Below are 16,989 nucleotides of genomic sequence, written 5' to 3'. Positions count from 1 at the left end.
CCCGGTCCCCCACGGTGGTCTCTAGTCCAGGACGACCGCGGCCAGCCCGCCGCGGTCCACCTTCCCGTTCGCGTTCAGCGGCAGGTCGGGCAGGTGCCGCAGCCGCCTGGGCACCATGTGCGTCGGCAGCTGCCTGCCCAGCCAGCGGACCAGCTCGCGCGGGTCGAGCGCGGCACCGGTGTAGCAGCCGATCAGCTCGACGTCGGTGCCGTCGCGGCGCGCGAGCACCACGGCGTCGGTGACGCCCTCGTGGCGGCGCAGCGTCGCCTCGACGTCGCCCAGCTCGACCCGGTAGCCGCGGATCTTGACCTGGTCGTCCAGCCGGCCCAGGTGCACCCAGCCGGCGGGCTCGCGGCGGACCCGGTCCCCGGTCCGGTAGTAGTGCGCGGCGTCCAGCGGCGCGGAGCCGTCGTACGCCGTGGCCGCGGTGCCGTCGAAGGCGAGGAACCGCCCGGCGTCGTCCGCCGGGTCCAGGTAGCCGGCGAAGCGCTGCGCGCCGCGCACGACCAGCTCGCCCTCGGTGGCGGGCGCGCCGCGCTCGTCCAGGACCAGGTGCTCCAGGAACGGGTAGACCTCGCCGATGGGCACCGTGCCGTTGGACGTGCGCGGCCAGTCCGCCACGTCGGCGGGCAGCGTGTACTCGGTGCACGCCACCGTCAGCTCGGTCGGCCCGTAGACGTTGGTGATGTCCGACCGCGGTGCGATGCCCTGCCAGGCGCGGGCCTGCTCCGCGGTCAGCTGCTCGCCGATGAACAGGCTGTGCCGCAACGCCTCCGCGCGGCCCCGGAGCTTGCCGAGCCGGGCGCTGACCGAGATCACCGACGGCACCGAGAACCAGTGCGTGATCCCGTTGTCGACCAGGTAGTCCACCGGCGCCAGCAGCTCCGCGCGCTGCGGGACGACCAGGGTCGCGCCGGCGCCCCAGGTGACGAACAGGTCGAACACCGACGGGTCGAAGGTGAGGTCGAAGGTGTGCGAGACCCGGCAGCCCGGCCCCACCGCGAACCTGCCGATGTTGTGCGCGAGGTAGGCCGAGAGCTGCCGGTGCCCGATCGGCACGCCCTTGGGCCTGCCGGTGGAGCCGGAGGTGAACAGCACGTAGGCCACGCCCGCCGGGTCGGCGCGGTGGGCGGGCAGGTCCGGCGCGGCGGCGGTCGGGTCCAGCTCGGCGTCGATGAGGGCCAGCACCCGCCACGGCCCCGGGGCCGGCACCGGGGCGGAGGGGTCGGCGAGCACCAGGTCGACCCCGGCCGCCTCGCACGCGGCCAGGTTGCGCTGCTCCGGGAAGCGCGGGTTCAGCGGGACCACCACCGCGCCCAGGCGCAGCGCGGCCAGGTACCCGGCGAAGGCCACCAGGCTGCGGGACGCGAGCAGCGCGACCCGCCGCGGGGTGCCGTGCCCGGCGGTGATGCGGCCAGCCAGCGCCTCGGCGCACCGGCGCAGCTCGTCGTAGGTGACGGTGCGGCCGTGCACGACCAGCGCGGGCGCGCCGGGGTGGCGGGCCGCCGACTCGGCGAACCACTCGTACAGGGTGCGGTCGGGTGGGGGGTGCGCGGTCATCAGACTTCCCAGAGGGTGGCCGACCAGGCGGCGACCGGGCTGTTGTTGAGCACGAGCACGAGGTCACCGGGCCCGACGTCGCCGCTGTCGAGGACGCGGCGCAGGTTGAGCACGACGTCCATCGCGCCGAGGTGGCCGAGTTCGCGCAGGGATTCCCGGCACACCCGGTGGATCGGCAGGCCGAGCAGCGCCTCGTAGAAGTCGAACGCGCCGGCGGTCACGTTCTGCATGACCGCGGCCGCGACGTCGCCCCGGCCCGCGCCGACCTCGGCCAACACCTCGTCCACCATCCGGCTCAGGCGCTGCCGGGACTCCATGGCCAGCTCGAACCGGTACCGGTCGGCGGACCGGCACTCCTCGCGCCACTCGTAGTGCGGCGCCCGCTTGTAGTCCACCGCGAACAGGTCGTGGAACCGGCCGTCGGCCTCCATCCGGTGCGCCCGCAGCACCGGCCGGCCGCCGCGCACGACGCTCATCGCGCAGGAGCCGTCGCCGATGACCGACACGGGGTAGCGGATCCGGTCGACGCCGGTCGGCCTGCTCGCGTAGGTGATCGCCACCCGCTCCAGCGCCGGGGACGCGCGGAGCAGGGCGGCGGCCAGCGACCAGGCGGCCGACGAGCCGGTGCAGCCGAGGCCGTCGACGGTGAACGCGAAGGCGGTGTTCATCTTGGCCTCGTGCTGCACCCGGTAGACGTCGGAGCCGAGCAGCACGTCCGGCGAGCGCGGGCCGACCATGAGCAGCAGGTCGGGCCGGCCGGTGTCTTCCGGCAGCTCCGCGCACGCCCGCGCCGCCCACTCCGCCTGCGTGCTGCCCTCGGGCAGGACGCCCACCGCGTCGATGCCGCACGAGGTGGCGAACTCCGCGGCCCGCCGGTCGAGGTCGGCGAACTCGGGCAGCTCGCGCACGGGCACCCGCTCGTCCGGGAGCACGCACCGGATGGCGCCGATGCCGATGTCGCCGCTCATGGCGCGCTCCGCGTCCCGCGCACGGCGCGCAGCCGGTCGACCAGCGCCGCCATCGCCTCCACCGTGCGGAAGTTCTCCAGGTCCAGGTCGTCGCCGTTGACGTCGATCCCGTACCGCCGCTCCACCCGCGTCACGATCTCCAGCGAGACCAGCGACGACATCAGGCCGGCGGCGAACAGGTCGGTGTCGGCGTCGACGGCGCGCCCCACCTCGGCCGTGACGACCGCGAGCAGTTCCCCGGTGACATCGCTCATCCGACTCCCCTCTCCGTGCTCGTGGTGATGAACGCGGCCAGGCGGTCCAGGCCGTCCTCGATCCCGTCGGGACCGACGGCGCTGCACGACAGGCGCAGCTGCCGCTCGCCGCCGCCGGCCGGGTAGAAGTGGCTCATCGGCGTCCACAGCACGCCGTGGGCCCGCGCGGACCGCTCCAGCGCCGCGTCGTCGGCGACGAACGGGACGGTGACCACGACGAAGAAGCCGCCGCCGGGGGAGTTCCACGAGACGCCGTGCCCGCCGCCCGCGGGGAACCGGCGGGCCAGGCCGTCGAGCAGCAGCCGCAGGTTGCGCCGGTACGCGGCGCGGTCGGCCGCGGTGCCGGCGAGCAGGCTCCCGCCGTGCTCCAGCAGGCGCCCGGCGACCAGCGCCTGGGCGATCGGCGAGGTGTTGACCGTGGCCATGCTCTTGAGCTTCGCCAGCTCGTCGGCGAACAGGCGCCGCGCGCCGGTCCGGCGGTCGCGCACGACCTGGTCGGCCACCGCGAAGCCGACGCGGGCGCCCGGGAAGCAGGACTTGGCCAGCGACGCCAGGTAGACCACCCGCCGCCGGTCGTCCAGCGACTTCACCGTGGGCAGCCGCTCCTCGCCCAGGGGGAACAGGCCGTACGGGTTGTCCTCCAGGACCAGGAAGTCCTCGTCGTCGGCCAGGGCCAGCAGCTCCTTGCGGACCTCCACCGGCAGGGTGGTGCCGGACGGGTTGGCGAAGTCCGGGACGAGGTAGCACGCGCGCGGGCGCAGACCGCGGTCGCGCGCCGCGCGCACCGCGTCCCGCAGGTCGCCGGGGTCGAGCCCGTCGGGCCCCTCGGGCACCGGCACGACCGGCAGGTCGACCAGGGCCGCCGCGCCGATCACCCCGACGTACATCGGTGACGCCGCGAGCAGCACGTCCGCGGCGTCGCGCCGCAGCGCGCGCAGGGTCAGCAGCAGCGCTTCCTGGCAGCCGACCGTGACCACGACGGACTCGGGGTCGGCGTCGATGTTCTCGTCGACCCGGAGGCCGGCCGCGATCAGCTCGTGCACGACGCCCTTGGTCCGGCCGTACTGGAACAGCTCGCGGGCCACCTCGCGCTCGTCGTAGCCGCGCGCGTCCCGCAGGTGGGCGCAGTAGGTGCGCAGGTGCGAGTGCAGCGCCTCCACGTCGTGGGTGTGGTCGGCGGGCCTGCCGGCGGCCAGCGACACCGCGCCCGGGAAGCGGCCCGCGACCTCGTTGAGGAAGTTCATCGACCCCAGCGCGGGGTCGGCCAGCGAGCCGTGCAGCTCGTCGAGCCACAGGCCGGCGCTCACCGACCGCCGTCCCGGCGGCGGACGCGCTCCAGCTCGACCGCCTCGTAGAGCGCCTTGATGTTGCCGCTGCCGAAGGTCTTCGCGCCCATCCGCTCGATCACCTCGAAGAAGAACGTGCGCCGCGCGTGCACCGAGCGGGTGAAGATCTGGAACAGCTGCCCGTCGTGGTCCTGGTCGACCAGCACGTTCTGCTCGCGCAGCTCCGCCACGGTGTACCCGGTGGGGTCCAGGCGCGTGGCCAGCAGCTCGTAGTAGGTGTCCGGGGTGGACAGGAACTCCACGCCCCGCTCGCGCAGCGCGGCGACGGTGCCCACGATGTCGTCGGAGGTCAGCGCGATGTGCTGCACGCCGGGCCCGCCGTGGTCCTTGACGAAGTCGTCGACCTGCCCGGCCTCGGTCGTGGTGTCCGGTTCGATCAGCACCATGGTCAGCTCGCGCGACCGGCTCTGCACCACCCGCGAGTTCATCGCCTGGCTGCCGATGACGATGCGCTCCTCGAAGACCGGCTCGAAGCCGAGGACGTCCTGGTAGAAGCGGACCGTGTCGTCGAGCATGCCGGCGGGCAGGCACACCGCGAAGTGGTCGAGCCGGTCCAGGCGGGCACCGCGGTGCCCGGTCCGGCGGGGCACCGGCCGCAGGCCCGGTGGCTCGGCGCCCTCCGGCGACTGCACGAGGGTGTGCGCCACGTCGCCGAACGCGGCGATCCGCGCGGTGACCGCGCCCGCCGGCTCGTCCAGGGTGCGCGGCTCGGCCAGCACCCGCGCGCCCGCGTCGACCGCGGTGGCGAGCGCCCGGCGCACGTCCGGCACCCGGATCGCGATGTCGCTGACGCCGTCGCCGTGCAGCGAGACGTACAGGCTCGCGGGGTGGTCGTCGGTGTGGCCCTCGGTCATCACCACAGTGGTGCGCCCGCTGCGCACGGCGATCGAGTGCGCGTCGCCCCGGCCGGGCGCGCCCGCCTTCGCGACCACCTCGAACCCGTAGCGCCGCACCATGTCGCCGGCGCGGGCGGTCGCGTCGCCGACGCAGAACTCCACGTGGCTGAAGGTCGGTCCGTCACTCATGGCGTGCTCCTCTGCTCGATGACGTCGGCGAGCAGTTCGCCGAACGAGGGGTCGCGGTCGGCCAGGAACCCCAGGCAGCCGCGCAGCAGTTCGCCGGTGGGCGCGCTGGACAACCCGGTGGCGCGCAACCACCCCTGCCACGCGTCGGTCTGCACGTCGTGCTCACCGAGGTCGTTGGCCTCCAGGTCGTAGAGGGCGGAGGCGGTCGCCAGGACTTCGTTGCCGGTGGCCACCGCCAGGGCGCGGACGCGGTCGCGCCACTGGGCCAAGGGCAGCCGCCCGGTCGGCAGCCCGGCCTGGCCGAGCAGGTCGAACAGCGCGTCCTGCCGGGTGGTGACGGCGTCCATCAGGTGGTAGGCCCGGCCCGCCGAGCCCGGTGCCAGGGCCAGCTCGGCGATCGCCCTGGCGATGACGTCCACCGGTGCCGCGGGCAGCCCCCGGCCGTCGGCGGGGTGGGCGCCGACGGCCAGGGCGGCGGCGACGACCCGCCAGAGCAGGTCCTTGTCGTTGCAGGCGCCGGTGCGCGTGGAACCCAGGACGTAGCCGGGGCGGAAGACCCGCACCCGCATCCCGTCCTTCTCGCACCGCTCCAGCAGCCGCTCGGCGACCCACTTGGAGGTGCCGTAGCCGCCGGCCCCGGTGTCGAGCGGCTGGTCCCGCGTCTCCAGCACGCGGTGGGTGCCCAGCGCGTAGTGCGTGGCCGCGATGGTGGACACGGCGGCGAGGTCGCGGATGCCGTGCCGGCGCATCCACCGCAGCAGGCCGGCCAACGGCAGCACGTTGTCCGCGCGCAGCACCCGGTAGGGCTCGGTGAACACCACCCGGGCCGCGCAGTGGACGACCGCGCCGACGCGCGCCGACAACCCGTCGTCCGCCGCGTGGACCCGCTCGAAGTCGGCCAGGTCGCCCACGACGACGCGGACCCGGTCGCGGTCCGGCGCGGGCAGGGCGAACCGCTTGGCCGCGGCGTCCAGGCGCTCCCAGGCGGCGGCCTCGTCGGCGGCCCGCACCAGGCAGTGGATCCGCTCGCCGGTCGCCGCGTGCAGCGCGTCGAGCAGGAAGGCGCCGAGGAACCCGGTGGCGCCGGTGAGCAGCAGGTCGCGGCCCTCGGTCCGGCCGCCGGCGACCTCGCCCAGGGGGATCGCCAGGTCGGCGTCCACCAGGTGGGCGTCGGACCCGGTGCCGGTGTCGCCGTCGGACCCGGTGTCGTCGCCCGCCCGGCGGATGACGTCGGCGATCCGGCGGACGGTGGCCCGGCTGCCGCCCGCCCGGTGCAGGTTGAGCGTGACGCCGTAGCGCTGCCGGACCTCCACCGCCATCCGCACGGACAGCAGCGAGGTGCCGCCCAGCGCGCCGAACTCGTCGCCGACCCCGACGGTGTCCACGCCGAACAGCTCGCGCCACAGGGCGACCAGCTCCGCTTCGAGGTCGTCGCCCGCCGGCGCGGCGGGCACCGGTGCGGGGGCGGTGAGCGGGGGCAGGTCGTCCAGCGCCCAGTAGCGCTCGCGCCGGAACGGGTAGGTCGGCAGCGCGACCCGCCTGCCCGTGCCGTCGTCGAGCGCCCGCCAGTCCACGTCCGCGCCCGCGAGCCAGGCGGCGGACAGGGCCGAGGCGATGGCGTCGGCGTCGGGTTCGGCGTCCAGCGCGACCCCGGGCCCCTCGGGGGCCGGGGTGCCGAGCGCGATCACGAAGTGCCCGGCGGGCGGCGGGCCGGACGTCACCGACACCCGTCCCCGCAGTGCCCGCCGCACGGTGTCGACCGCCGCCCGCGACGCGGACCCGTCGGTCGGGACGGTGAGGGCGACCCCAGGGCTGCCGCTGGTCCGCGCGGTGCGCGCCGCGGGTGGCCGGGGCACCCGCAGCGCGCCCGGGAGCCGTTGCGGTGCCGTGCCGACGACCCGGCGCTCGGCGAAGGAGCGCCGGCCCAGGCGCAGCGTGTGCGCGACGTCGGCCGGGTCCGCGCTGTTGTCCAGCGCGGTCGCGACGGCCCTGCTCAGGGCGTCCAGCTCGGTGCGGGTGCGCGCGGACAGCACCAGCTCGACCCGGTCGCGCGCGGCGGCCCGGGGGCGCACGGGCGCGGGTGGCGGTCCGAGCACCACGACCGCGTTGGTGCCGCCGAAGCCCATCGAGTTGACCAGCGCGTGGCGGTCCTCGTCGGTGCAGCGGCCCGGTTCGGCGGAGAGGGCGAACGGGCTCTCGGCGAGCGCGCCGGGGTCGCGCGGGAACTCGAAGAGCGGGTGCGGCGGCAGGACGCCCGTCGACACCACGTGCACCGCCTTGATCAGCCCGGCGGCGCCCGCGGCCGCGCCGGTGTGCCCGATGTTGACCTTGACCGAGCCGAGCCCGCACGAGCCGGGTTCGCGCGCCCCGGTGCCCAGGGTGAGGGCGCGCAGCTCGATCCGGTCGCCCAGCGCGGTCCCGGTGCCGTGCGCCTCGACGTAGCGCAAACGCGAACCGTCCACGTCGGACACGGTCAGGGCGGCGCGGACCACGTCGGCCACGGCGGCCGGGTTCGGCGCGCTGAAGGCGTTGCGGTCGGCGCCGTCGTTGCCCACCGCGCTGCCCTTCACCACGGCGAGCACCGGGTCGCCGTCGGCGAGCGCGTCGGAGAGCCTGCGCAGCGCGACCACCCCGACCCCGGAGGAGAACACGGTGCCGGTCGCCCTCGCGTCGAACGCCCGGCAGTAGCCGTCCTCGGAGAGCACCCCGCCGGGCTGGTGGCGGTACCCCACCAGCGGTTCCAGCACCGCGGCACCGCCGGCCAGCGCGATGTCGCACTCGCCCGCCAGCAGGCTGAGCACGGCGTAGTGCACCCCGTACAGCGCCGAGGAGCACGCGGTCTGCACGCCGACCGTCGGCCCGCGCAGCCCGAGCTTGTAGCCCACCCGCGAGGCCAGGAAGTCGCCGAGGCCGCCGAGGTGCAGGTCCATGTCGTCGAACGCGGCGGTCCAGCCGTGCGTCCGGGCCTTGGCCGCGAGCAGCATCGTCGAGTACGCGCCGGCGTTGCAGCCGGCGAACACGCCGACCACCGGGCCGTCGGCCGCGGGCGCGTGCCCGGCCGACTCCAGCGCCTCCCAGCAGACCTCCAGGAACAGCCGCTGCTGCGGGTCGACCACCTCGGCCTCCGCCCTGGTGTAGCCGAAGAACCCGGCCGCGAACCGCTCGGCGGCGGGCAGCCGGGCGGCGACCCGGACGAAGTCGGGCGCGGAGAACACCTCCTCGGCGACGCCCGCGGCCAGCAGCTCCTCGTCGGTCAGCGGGCGTGGCGACACGACGCCCTTGACGAGGTTGTCCCAGAACTCCGCGGGGTTGCCCGCGTCCGGGAAGCGGCACCCGGTGCCCACGACGGCGATGTCGGTTTCAGCGCTCACTGGACTGCCTCTGCTCGGGGAACGGGTGTCAGGCGCGGCGGGACCGGCCGAGCAGGCGGCTCCGGTCGTGCGCGCCGATGGCCGCCGCGCCGCGCCCGCCCGCGTCCTGCCCGGCCGCGTCCCGCCCGCCTTCGCCGGAGGTGAGGAACCGCGCCTGGTCGGCCACGGTGCCGTGCTCGAACAGCTCCGCCGCGTCCAGCTCGCGCCCGCAGAACCTGCTCAACCGCTCCAGCAGCACGATGAACAGCAGCGAGTCGCCGCCGATCTCGAAGAAGCCCGCGTCGACGGGCACCTGCTCGGCGTCGAGCACGTCGGCCCAGATGCGCCGCACCGACGCCACGACGGGGTCGGGGGCCACCGGGGCGGGCGTGCCGGTGACGAGGTCGGGATCGGTCACGTCGTCTCCTCGCGCAGGCTGGCGCGGGCCGATCCCCGCGACGGGAGGACCCCGCGCGGGCGGCCTGGCCGGATGGTTCGGGAGGAATCCTGGTGATCGTCGCCGAACGGGCAGACTCCAGGAAGATGAAGCCATCATCTTGGCGCCTGCTCGGGCTGTCAAGCGGCCCGGCGCCGCCTCCCAGCCGGTGGCGCGGGGCATTCGCGGTCGATGGTTCCGCTGGGGCGCAAAGGAAGCGCGGCCGTCACCCGGATGCCGGTACGCCGCTCGTCCCCGGCTGGTCCGAAGTGGACGGTCAGGTCACCGGCCGTCGGCGTCCGCGGCGAGCAGCACCCGCCGCAGCAGGGCGGCCAGCCGCCCGCGCTCGGCCGGGGTGAGCACGGCGAGCATCCGCTCCTCGGCGGCGCCCTGCACGTCCAGCGCCGACCGCCACGCGGCCCGCCCGGCGTCGGTGAGCGCGACGTCGACCTTGCGCCGGTCGGTCGGGGACACCTCGCGCGCGATGAAACCGCGCCGGTGCAGCGTGTCCAGCCTGCCGCTCATCGCCGCGGGCGAGATCCGCAGGTCGGTCGCGATCTCGGTGGGCGTCGCCGTGCCGCCGCGCCCGGCCAGCGCGTGCAGGGTGGCGTACTCGAACGCCTGGAGGTCGTGGTCGGCGAGCGCCTTCTCCTTGGCGCGGTGCAGGTGCTTGGCCAGGTGCTCGATCCGCACCACGACCCCCTCGGCCACCGGGTCGAGGTCGGGCAGGACGGCGCGCCACCGCTCCACGTGCGCGTCCACGGCATCCCGATCCACCATTCGCGTGATCCTAGGGCCACCCGGGTGCCGCGTCCGGATCGGACGCCGGTGGGCCGGCGGGGACCGGCTCTCTTGACCGATCCCTTCGTTGCGGAATAGTTCGGCGCGGAAGTACGGTGGCCGCGTGACGCACCCTCTGCGGAGCCGCAGCTTCCGGCTGCTGTTCGTCGGCCGCAGCCTGTCCACGGTCAGCGACTCCCTGGTGCCCGCCGCCCTGAGCCTGACGATCGTGCTGGCCACCGGTTCCGCGTCCGCGCTCGCCACCGTGCTGGTGTGCGCGATGGTGCCCCGGCTCCTGCTGCTCCCGCTCGGCGGCGCGGTGGCCGACCGGTTCGACGTGCGCCGGGTCGCGGTGACCGCGGACCTGGTGCGGTGCGCGACCCAGGCGTTCGTCGGCGTCGAGCTGCTGACGAGCGGGCCGCACCTGGCGCACCTCTGCGTCGCGCAGGCCGTCGCTGGCGCCGCGTCCGCGTGCGCGCTGCCCACCACCTCGCCGCTGGTGGCCGGCGTGGTGGAGGGCGCGGCCCGGCAGCGGGCCAACGCGGTCATGGGCGTCTCGCGCAGCGTGTCGCTGCTGTTCGGGCCCGCGCTGGCCGCCGCGCTGATCCTGCTCGCCGGTCCCGGCTGGGTGTTCCTGGTCGACGCCACCGCGTTCGCCGTCAGCGCCGCGCTGCTCGCCGCGATCCGGTCGGCGCGGGCCGAGCCGGTGCCGCGCCGGTCGATCCGCGCCGACCTCGCCGAGGGCTGGGCCGAGGTCCGCGCCCGGGACTGGTACTGGACCGGCCTGGTCGTGCACGCGGTGTGGAACTTCACCGCGGGCGTGCTGCTCACCCTCGGACCGGTCATCGCGGTCACCCGGCTCGGCGGCGAGGGCGCCTGGCTCGCGGTGCTCCAGGCGGGCGGGATCGGCCTGCTCCTCGGCTCGCTGCTGGCGGGCCGGGCCCGGCTGCGCAGACCGGTGCTGGTCGCCAACCTCGGCCTGGCCACCTACGCGGTGCCGCTGGCGCTGTTCGCCGTGCCCGCGCCGGTGGCCGCCGTGGTCGCGGGCTACGGGCTCGCGCTGGTCGCCCTGGGGTTCCTCAACCCCACCTGGGACACGGTCGTGCAGGCGAACGTCCCCGAGCACGCGCTGGCCAGGGTGACCGCCTACGACTGGCTCTTCTCGCTCGCCGCCCAGCCGCTCGGCTTCGCCCTGGGCCCGCTCGTCGCGCAGCGGTGGGGACCGGGCGTGCCGCTGTGGACGGCCGCCGCGCTCGTCGCCGTCGCGTGCCTGGGCGTGGCCGCCGTGCCGGGGGTGCGGGGGCTCGTCACCGGGACCCGCGGCGAACCCGTTCCCGAGACCGCGCGGGGGAGGTGAGGCACCGGGCGCCGCGAGAGCTGATCACGACAGCGTTCACGTTCAAGGGGGGTACTGGGGAGTGCACGCCGAAGTACGAGAAGTCAGCAGAAGCCTGAGGAGGCTTCCCGCGCTCTACGCGGAGATCGCCGAGGAGCTGAACTCCTCGCGCCGGAAGGGGGAGCGGGTGTCCGGCGGCAGGCCGGTCGGGATACCGCTCAACGACGAGGCCGTCGCCGTCCGGTCCACCATCACGTCCGTCCTGTCCTGCTGGGCCCAGCTCGTCGTCGAGGAGCGGGAGGTGCGGCCACCGCCGCGCGACGTGGCCGCCATGGCGGCCTTCCTGGACGAGCACGCCACCTGGCTGTGCGCCCACCCGGCGGGGGAGGACTTCCGCGCGGAGGTGGCGGACCTGGAGTCCTCCGCCGCGCTGCTGGTCGGCGGCCCGGCGCGCACCGTGCCGGTCGGTTCCTGCGTCCACGAGGGATGTCCCGGGGCGCTCGTCGCCCTCCTGCCCGCCAAGGGCGGCCACCAGCAACCGGAGGTACTGTGCGACCACAACGGCACCCACCACTGGCCGGCCCGGCACTGGGGGAGGCTGAGCCGGCAGCGAACGGCCTGACCGCGGCGGACGTGGCCGAGGTGTGGCGGATTCCCCGCGGCACCGTGTACTGGTTGGCCAACAAGCACCGGTGGCGCCGGTACAAGCTGGGCAGGCAGGTCTACTACCACGCCGCCGACATCCTCGCCTCGTTGGATTAAAGGGGTGGACCGGTCGACGGGCGGCGCCCGTCGACCGGTGCGCCCATTCGGGTAGTGGCGGAAAAAGGCATTGCGGTGGGGCGCGGCGAGGGTGCACCATTTGGGCACACCGGAAAACGAGAGGGCGGGGTCATGAGGGGCGTGGAGCAGCGAGGTTCGCGGCACGGCGTTGGCGCCGCGCTCGTGTGCCCCAGCGCAGGTGGCCACCGACCCGCCGCGGGTGGGCAGCACCCCGGCTGCGCGGACTCCCCGCCCTGACCCGATCGGGTCCAGTGGACAGGGAGCCGCCCATCGGGGAACCGATTCGGGCGGCTTTTTCGTTTCCCGTTCCGGGAAAGATTTCATGTGGCGTCCCCGCGGTCGGGGTCTTTTGTCCGGCTCTTTTCGGTGAATGCCGCCCGTGCGTGCTCGTCGACAACTCCACAGCGGAGCAGGAATTCATCCGCGCGCCTCTTCCCGAGCTTGGTGGGGCGCGTGAGGAGGTGCCCTGCCGCCCCGGACGGGCGGGAGGGATCGTGCGGTCGTGGTGAACTCGGCGGACACGCCGGCGCGCCAAGCCGGAGAAGCGGGTTCGATGCCCGCCGACCGCTCGTCCGAGTTCCGCCGCCGCGGCCCACCGGTCGCGGCGGCGGTGGGCACCGGGTGCGAGGGGCACGGCGACCCCACCTGATTTGGGTTCAGGAGGAACCGCGTTCGACTCGCGGGCACCCGACTGGGCACCCCGTGGCGGGGTGCCCGCGCGTACAGCTCTGTCGACCACCGGCACCGCCGCCGGCGGTGGCGTCCCGTAGCTCAGCAGGAAGAGCGCCCGCGCAGGCGGGAGGTCCCGGGTTCGACTCCCGGCGGGACGGCTGTGACCGATGCCGAAGCAGACGAGGCGCCAGGCCGTGACCCTGGTCCAAGCCGGTGCGAGTCCGGTCGGTCACCCCAAGCACACCCGGTGCACCGGAGTTCTTCCCCGGCCCACGTCACGACGGTCGTGAGGCAGGCTGCACACCGCCGGCACCGGGTTCGACCCCCCGGGTGGGTCTCGCCGGTGTCGGCATCGCCGGCCGGCCGCGGACGTGCCCGCACTGCTGCGCACCCACGCCGGACCGCGGGCCGACATCGCCACCGACCACGGCGTACCAGGTGTTGGTCTGCGGTTCGCGCAGCAGCACACCACCCGGCGGCAGCTCGCGGGCCCGCCGCGCCTCGACGTCACCGGTCGCGATGGTGGCGACCACCCAGCGGTCGCCGTCGCGCACCGTCCACACCGAGCCGTCCGCGCCCCGGTCAGCGTGTGGGTCCACGCGAAGCTGGAGTTGTCGACGTAGTGGCTGTAGGTCGCCCAGGTGTACCGGTGGTTGTCCGGCGGACCCGGCTCTTGGCGCTGTCGTAGCCGTAGAGGACGTGCATGTGGCCGCCCCGGGCTTCCAGCCGATGCGGGTCTCGATCGGCCGGCCCGCGTTGAGCTGGTCCTGGATCGCCGAGTAGGTCAGGTGGTGGTAGGCGTAGGTGCCCGCGTTGCGGAACCCGAGCCGGGCGAACCCGCGCTGCACCTCGGCGAGGGTCGCCTGGTTGTCGGGGCAGTCGTTGGCGGTGCTCAGGTCCATGGACAGGGCGCAGAACCTGTTCCGGCTCACGGCGTAGCCGTGGTGGCCGGCGATCGACGCGCCTGCGGCGTCCCGGCACCAGTTGGTCTTCTGCTGGGGCTTGCACGGTGAAGTCCAGCGGCGCGGCCGCGACCGCCGGTGTCCGACCGGCCGACCAGGGGAGCAGGGCCACGAGCGCGGCGTCGACCGGTACCTGGCGGTGTACCAGGGCGGGCCGGGCGCGGACGCGGCGGTGGGGGCTGCCGGCTGGGGCGCGTGCGGCGCGAGGAGAGCTGGGTGGTGTTCGAGCTGCTGCTCGACCGCAGGCCGGGCGGGGGCGAGACGTTCGTGCCGGCCCACGAGGTCGTCTCCGGTTCGGCCGTCGAGTGCCCCGGCCACTTCCGCGTCCACCGCCAGTCCGCCGGGCCGCTGCTGACGCAGGTGGAGCTGTCGCCCACCGCCCTGCCCGCGCGGATCACCCGGGTGGTGCGCGGCACCGACGCCCTGCCGCCCGGGCCTGGCGGGCATCGCGCTGGACTGGCGCCGACCCCGGTCCTAGGTGCCGAACGCCCTGAGGACCGAGAGCTGGCCGGCCGGCCAGCCGGTGTTCCCGGTGAACCGGAGGCGGACGAAGCGGGCCCGCGCGCCGGTCGGCAGCGCGATGGTCGCGGTGTTCCCGGTGGCCGGGTCGAAGACGTACCCCGCGGCGCCCACCAGGGTGGTGAACGCGCCCCCGTCCGCACTGGCCTCCACCGCGACGGTCTGGGTGCGCCCGCCCCACGCGGGGTCCGGCGGCAGGCCCAGCACCAGCCGGGTCAGGGTCGAGGTGGCGCCCAGGTCGACCTGCCACCACTGGGGGAAGGCGTTGTTGGCGCTCTCCCAGTAGGTGCGCGGGTCGCCGTCCACGGCGAGGTGGCCGCCGTACTGCTGGGTCTGGCTGCTCTGCGCGGTGGGGCGCCCGGCGGCCAGGTCGCGCTCGACGGGGCCGGGCAGCGGCGGGGTGGGGCGCACCGGGGTGAGGGCGAGCGCGCCCTTGAGCATCCGGCCGCCGTCGCCGGTCAGCCGCAGGTAGTAGTCCGACGAGCAGCGGGTGCCGTCCTCGTCCAGGGCCAGGAAGGCCGACCCCGCCGGGACGCCGGCCCGCGTCTCCGGGGTCTTGGCGATCTGGTTGCCCTCGTTGTACTCGTCGAACATCGAGACGTAGATGCCGTGCGCGCCCAGCCGGACCATGTTGTAGAACTGCCGCCACATGAAGTCGCCGTGGGCGCGCTGGCGCTCGGCCAGGTCGCCGGGCAGCACGCACGGCTGGTAGTCGATGCCCAGGCGGTCGCACTCGGCCTTGTCGGGCGCGTTCACGTCGGTGTGGAAGCGGTCGCTGTCGGCGGCGGTGCCGATCCGGCCGACCATCCACGGCGAGAGCATGTGGAAGCCGCGGTAGACGCCGCCGAAACCGGGACGGGAGTCCTCCACCTCGCGGCGCCAGTGGGTGGGCACGCCGCCGATCAGGTAGACGCCCTGCGCCTTGAACCAGTCGACGACCTCCTGGCACTCCTGCGGGGTGAACGGGCGGGCGGGGTCGTTGAAGCCGAAGCCCCAGACGCACACCACCGGCTTGCCGTTCTGCCGGGCGTACATCGGCGACGCGGTGTGCGCCCGCATCTTGCCCAGCCAGTCGGTCTTGATCTCCGACCGCATGGCCGTCCAGTTGGTGACGTCGTACATGACGTAGAACTTCACGCCGTGCCGCTCGGCCGCGGCGCGCACCCGGGCGGTGACGGCGTCGCGGATCGGGCCCTCGCCGCCGACCGGGTTGAACCGCTGGAGGGCGGCGGTGTCGCAGCCGTACTCGCGCATCCAGCGGAAGTGGGTGTCCACGGTCTGCTGGTCGTGGTCGGAGAACACGGTGGCGGGTCGGCCGTCGCCGAGGAGGCCGAAGTCGGTGGGGTAGCGGGTGGTGTAGTCCGCCGTGTCCGGCCACGCCTTGAGCGCGTGGTTGGCGGGCGACGGCGAGCGGCCCCAGTCCTGGCTCCAGTGCCACCAGCCGTCCAGCGGCGAACCGTCGCCGCGCGCGGCGAACCACCCCTGGTAGCCGACGGTGACCTTGCCGACCACGTCGCCGGGTGGGCTCGCGGCGGTGGCGGTGGCGGTGGCGGCGCCGAGGGTAGGCACGGTGAGGGCCGAGCCGAGGAACGTCCTGCGCGACAGGGGCACCGCGGGCTCCTTCGTTGGAGGGACGGCACCAGAATGCAAGAAGTTGGCAGATTTGCGCAATAGTGCGACAGTAACGAGTCGGTGAGCCGACCCGGTCGACACCTGACCCACCACGCCGACCGGCTCGCCGCATGGTCCGGGACCGGCTCGGCGGGGGCGCTCACCGCCCTCGGCTTCACCCCGGACCGGCGGGGTCGCCGGACGGGCGGCTAGATGATTGATGCCAAGGGTTGGTGGTCGTATGCGGTCAGTGATCGTTTGACGGGTTGGCCGGTGTGGTCGTTGTGCCAGACGGCGGCGGTCAGGGCCAGGAAGCGTTGCAGGACACGGGCGATCACTCCGGCGGGGTGCGTCCGCCGTGTCGTTCGAGGTCGAGTTGGGCCTTGGGGGTCTGGTTGATCGACTCGACGGTCTGGCGCAGCGGCTTGAACAGGGCTGCGCCGAGCCGTTCCGGCTCGCCTGTGCGAGTCGACCACCCACACGTCGTCGGTCCACGGCGTCGTGTCCGCCGCCAACACTCGGATGACCGCCTTGACCAGGTCGGATGCGTGGCGCAGGCGTTTGTTGTAGCCGGACCGCCGGGCAGGTGGCGGAACAGGTGCCCCAGGTGGGCGCGGGCGTGTCGTCACCAGCGGGCCTCGCTGGTGAACCCGAGCAGGGCCTGCGTCACCGCCAGGGTGGCCAGCCCCGCGTCGGTCAACCGGGGCGCAGGCCGACCCGCGGTCGCCACGGCGCGAGGTGCGGCGCGGCCTTCAGCAGGTCGTCGGTCCTGACGCAGAGTGCGGTCGCGAGGGTGTCAATGTCGGTCGTCACAACCCGTACAACGACACCCTCGCCCCATGCCTCCAGGTGCCTACCCCTTGGACTTGCTCATCTGGAGGTCCTTGGCGAACCAGTGCTGCGCGTAAGGGCTGTCGTTGAACGCGGGCACCTCGCGGTAGCCGTGCCCGGCGTACAGCCGGCGCGCCTCGACCAGGTCGGCCCGGGTGTCCAGGCGCAGCGCGGTGCGGCCCGAGGCCAGGGCGGCCGACTCGACCTCCCGGAGCAGCCGCCCGCCCAGCCCGCGACGCCGGGCGCGCCCGGCCACGTACACCCTGGTCACCTCGCCGAGCCCGGCCGTCAGCAGGCGCAGCCCCGCGCAGCCGACCGGCCCGGCGTCGTCGAAGGCGACCAGGAGCAGGCCGGTGGGCGGGACGAGGTCGTCGCTGCGCTCCTCCGCGAGCACCCGGTCCAGTTCGGCCTCGGTGACCGGCCTGCCCCAGTAGCGGCTCACGATGTCGGTGTAGTAGTCCCTGAGCACGGCCGCGGCGGGGGCCGAGGTCGGTGGGACGACCCTGATGCTGATGTCGGGGACGAGGGCGGTCACCCGCCCATCCTGCGATCTCGC

The 16,989-nt window shown here is 74.7% G+C and carries 14 protein-coding genes, 2 tRNA genes and 1 pseudogene; 5 read left to right on the top strand and 12 right to left on the bottom strand.

Annotation, left to right across the window (positions count from 1 at the left end; all coding sequences use genetic code 11):
* Positions 1 to 21: 21 nt before the first annotated feature.
* From EKG83_RS29665 to EKG83_RS29630, 8 genes are all read right to left on the bottom strand, one after another.
* A complete protein-coding gene (locus EKG83_RS29665; protein ID WP_033430184.1) occupies positions 22 to 1,560 on the bottom strand; it encodes an amino acid adenylation domain-containing protein in 1,539 nt (512 codons plus the stop codon).
* Positions 1,560 to 2,528, bottom strand: coding sequence for a 3-oxoacyl-[acyl-carrier-protein] synthase III C-terminal domain-containing protein (locus tag EKG83_RS29660; RefSeq protein WP_033430183.1), 969 nt, complete (start codon positions 2,526 to 2,528; stop codon positions 1,560 to 1,562). The genes EKG83_RS29665 and EKG83_RS29660 overlap by 1 nt, the downstream gene beginning before the upstream one ends.
* Positions 2,525 to 2,782: an acyl carrier protein gene (locus EKG83_RS29655; RefSeq protein WP_033430182.1), complete on the bottom strand. Its 258-nt coding sequence runs from the start codon at positions 2,780 to 2,782 to the stop codon at positions 2,525 to 2,527. The genes EKG83_RS29660 and EKG83_RS29655 overlap by 4 nt, the downstream gene beginning before the upstream one ends.
* Complete coding sequence (locus tag EKG83_RS29650; RefSeq protein ID WP_033430181.1) at positions 2,779 to 4,089, bottom strand: aminotransferase-like domain-containing protein; 1,311 nt, start codon at positions 4,087 to 4,089, stop codon at positions 2,779 to 2,781. Before EKG83_RS29650 ends, EKG83_RS29655 begins: the two co-directional genes overlap by 4 nt.
* Positions 4,086 to 5,153 (bottom strand): 4-hydroxyphenylpyruvate dioxygenase, encoded by a 1,068-nt coding sequence (hppD, locus tag EKG83_RS29645; RefSeq protein ID WP_033430180.1) that lies wholly within the window; start codon positions 5,151 to 5,153, stop codon positions 4,086 to 4,088. Before hppD ends, EKG83_RS29650 begins: the two co-directional genes overlap by 4 nt.
* Positions 5,150 to 8,524, bottom strand: a complete 3,375-nt coding sequence (locus EKG83_RS29640) for a thioester reductase domain-containing protein (protein ID WP_033430179.1) — start codon at positions 8,522 to 8,524, stop codon at positions 5,150 to 5,152. The genes hppD and EKG83_RS29640 overlap by 4 nt, the downstream gene beginning before the upstream one ends.
* A gap of 28 nt (positions 8,525 to 8,552) precedes the next feature.
* On the bottom strand, positions 8,553 to 8,921 hold the full coding sequence (locus EKG83_RS29635) for an acyl carrier protein (protein ID WP_051765401.1): 369 nt from the start codon (positions 8,919 to 8,921) through the stop codon (positions 8,553 to 8,555).
* Between the two features lie 300 nt (positions 8,922 to 9,221).
* A complete protein-coding gene (locus EKG83_RS29630) occupies positions 9,222 to 9,719 on the bottom strand; it encodes a MarR family winged helix-turn-helix transcriptional regulator (protein WP_033430178.1) in 498 nt (165 codons plus the stop codon).
* 124 nt (positions 9,720 to 9,843) lie between these two features.
* Between EKG83_RS29630 and EKG83_RS29625 the strand changes: the two genes are divergently transcribed.
* The 5 genes from EKG83_RS29625 to EKG83_RS29610 all read left to right on the top strand — a co-directional run bounded on the left by EKG83_RS29625 (position 9,844) and on the right by EKG83_RS29610 (position 12,668).
* Positions 9,844 to 11,076 (top strand): MFS transporter, encoded by a 1,233-nt coding sequence (locus tag EKG83_RS29625; protein WP_051765399.1) that lies wholly within the window; start codon positions 9,844 to 9,846, stop codon positions 11,074 to 11,076.
* Between the two features lie 61 nt (positions 11,077 to 11,137).
* Entirely contained in the window at positions 11,138 to 11,677 is a 540-nt protein-coding gene (locus EKG83_RS48460) for a hypothetical protein (RefSeq protein WP_228122270.1), read from the top strand.
* A gap of 11 nt (positions 11,678 to 11,688) precedes the next feature.
* Entirely contained in the window at positions 11,689 to 11,817 is a 129-nt protein-coding gene (locus EKG83_RS49200) for a helix-turn-helix domain-containing protein (RefSeq protein ID WP_248782370.1), read from the top strand.
* Between the two features lie 517 nt (positions 11,818 to 12,334).
* Positions 12,335 to 12,407 (top strand) — tRNA-Gly (locus tag EKG83_RS29615).
* A 191-nt stretch (positions 12,408 to 12,598) separates the two neighbouring features.
* Positions 12,599 to 12,668: transfer RNA gene (locus tag EKG83_RS29610), tRNA-OTHER, on the top strand.
* A 117-nt stretch (positions 12,669 to 12,785) separates the two neighbouring features.
* Here EKG83_RS29610 and EKG83_RS49855 read toward each other — a convergent pair.
* The 4 genes and pseudogenes from EKG83_RS49855 to EKG83_RS29590 all read right to left on the bottom strand — a co-directional run bounded on the left by EKG83_RS49855 (position 12,786) and on the right by EKG83_RS29590 (position 16,968).
* Positions 12,786 to 13,442: a hypothetical protein gene (locus tag EKG83_RS49855; protein ID WP_170191814.1), complete on the bottom strand. Its 657-nt coding sequence runs from the start codon at positions 13,440 to 13,442 to the stop codon at positions 12,786 to 12,788.
* 504 nt (positions 13,443 to 13,946) lie between these two features.
* A complete protein-coding gene (locus tag EKG83_RS29600) occupies positions 13,947 to 15,602 on the bottom strand; it encodes a discoidin domain-containing protein (protein ID WP_033430175.1) in 1,656 nt (551 codons plus the stop codon).
* A 209-nt stretch (positions 15,603 to 15,811) separates the two neighbouring features.
* Positions 15,812 to 16,415: pseudogene (locus EKG83_RS50045) on the bottom strand (hypothetical protein).
* A 40-nt stretch (positions 16,416 to 16,455) separates the two neighbouring features.
* Positions 16,456 to 16,968, bottom strand: a complete 513-nt coding sequence (locus EKG83_RS29590; protein ID WP_228122269.1) for a GNAT family N-acetyltransferase — start codon at positions 16,966 to 16,968, stop codon at positions 16,456 to 16,458.
* Between the last annotated feature and the right edge of the window lie 21 nt (positions 16,969 to 16,989).

Origin of the sequence: Saccharothrix syringae, from assembly GCF_009498035.1 — a bacterium.
In the GTDB taxonomy this organism is placed as follows: domain Bacteria; phylum Actinomycetota; class Actinomycetes; order Mycobacteriales; family Pseudonocardiaceae; genus Actinosynnema; species Actinosynnema syringae.
The sequence above is the reverse complement of the archived record's forward strand: the minus strand, read 5'-3'. Positions and strand labels throughout refer to the sequence as shown.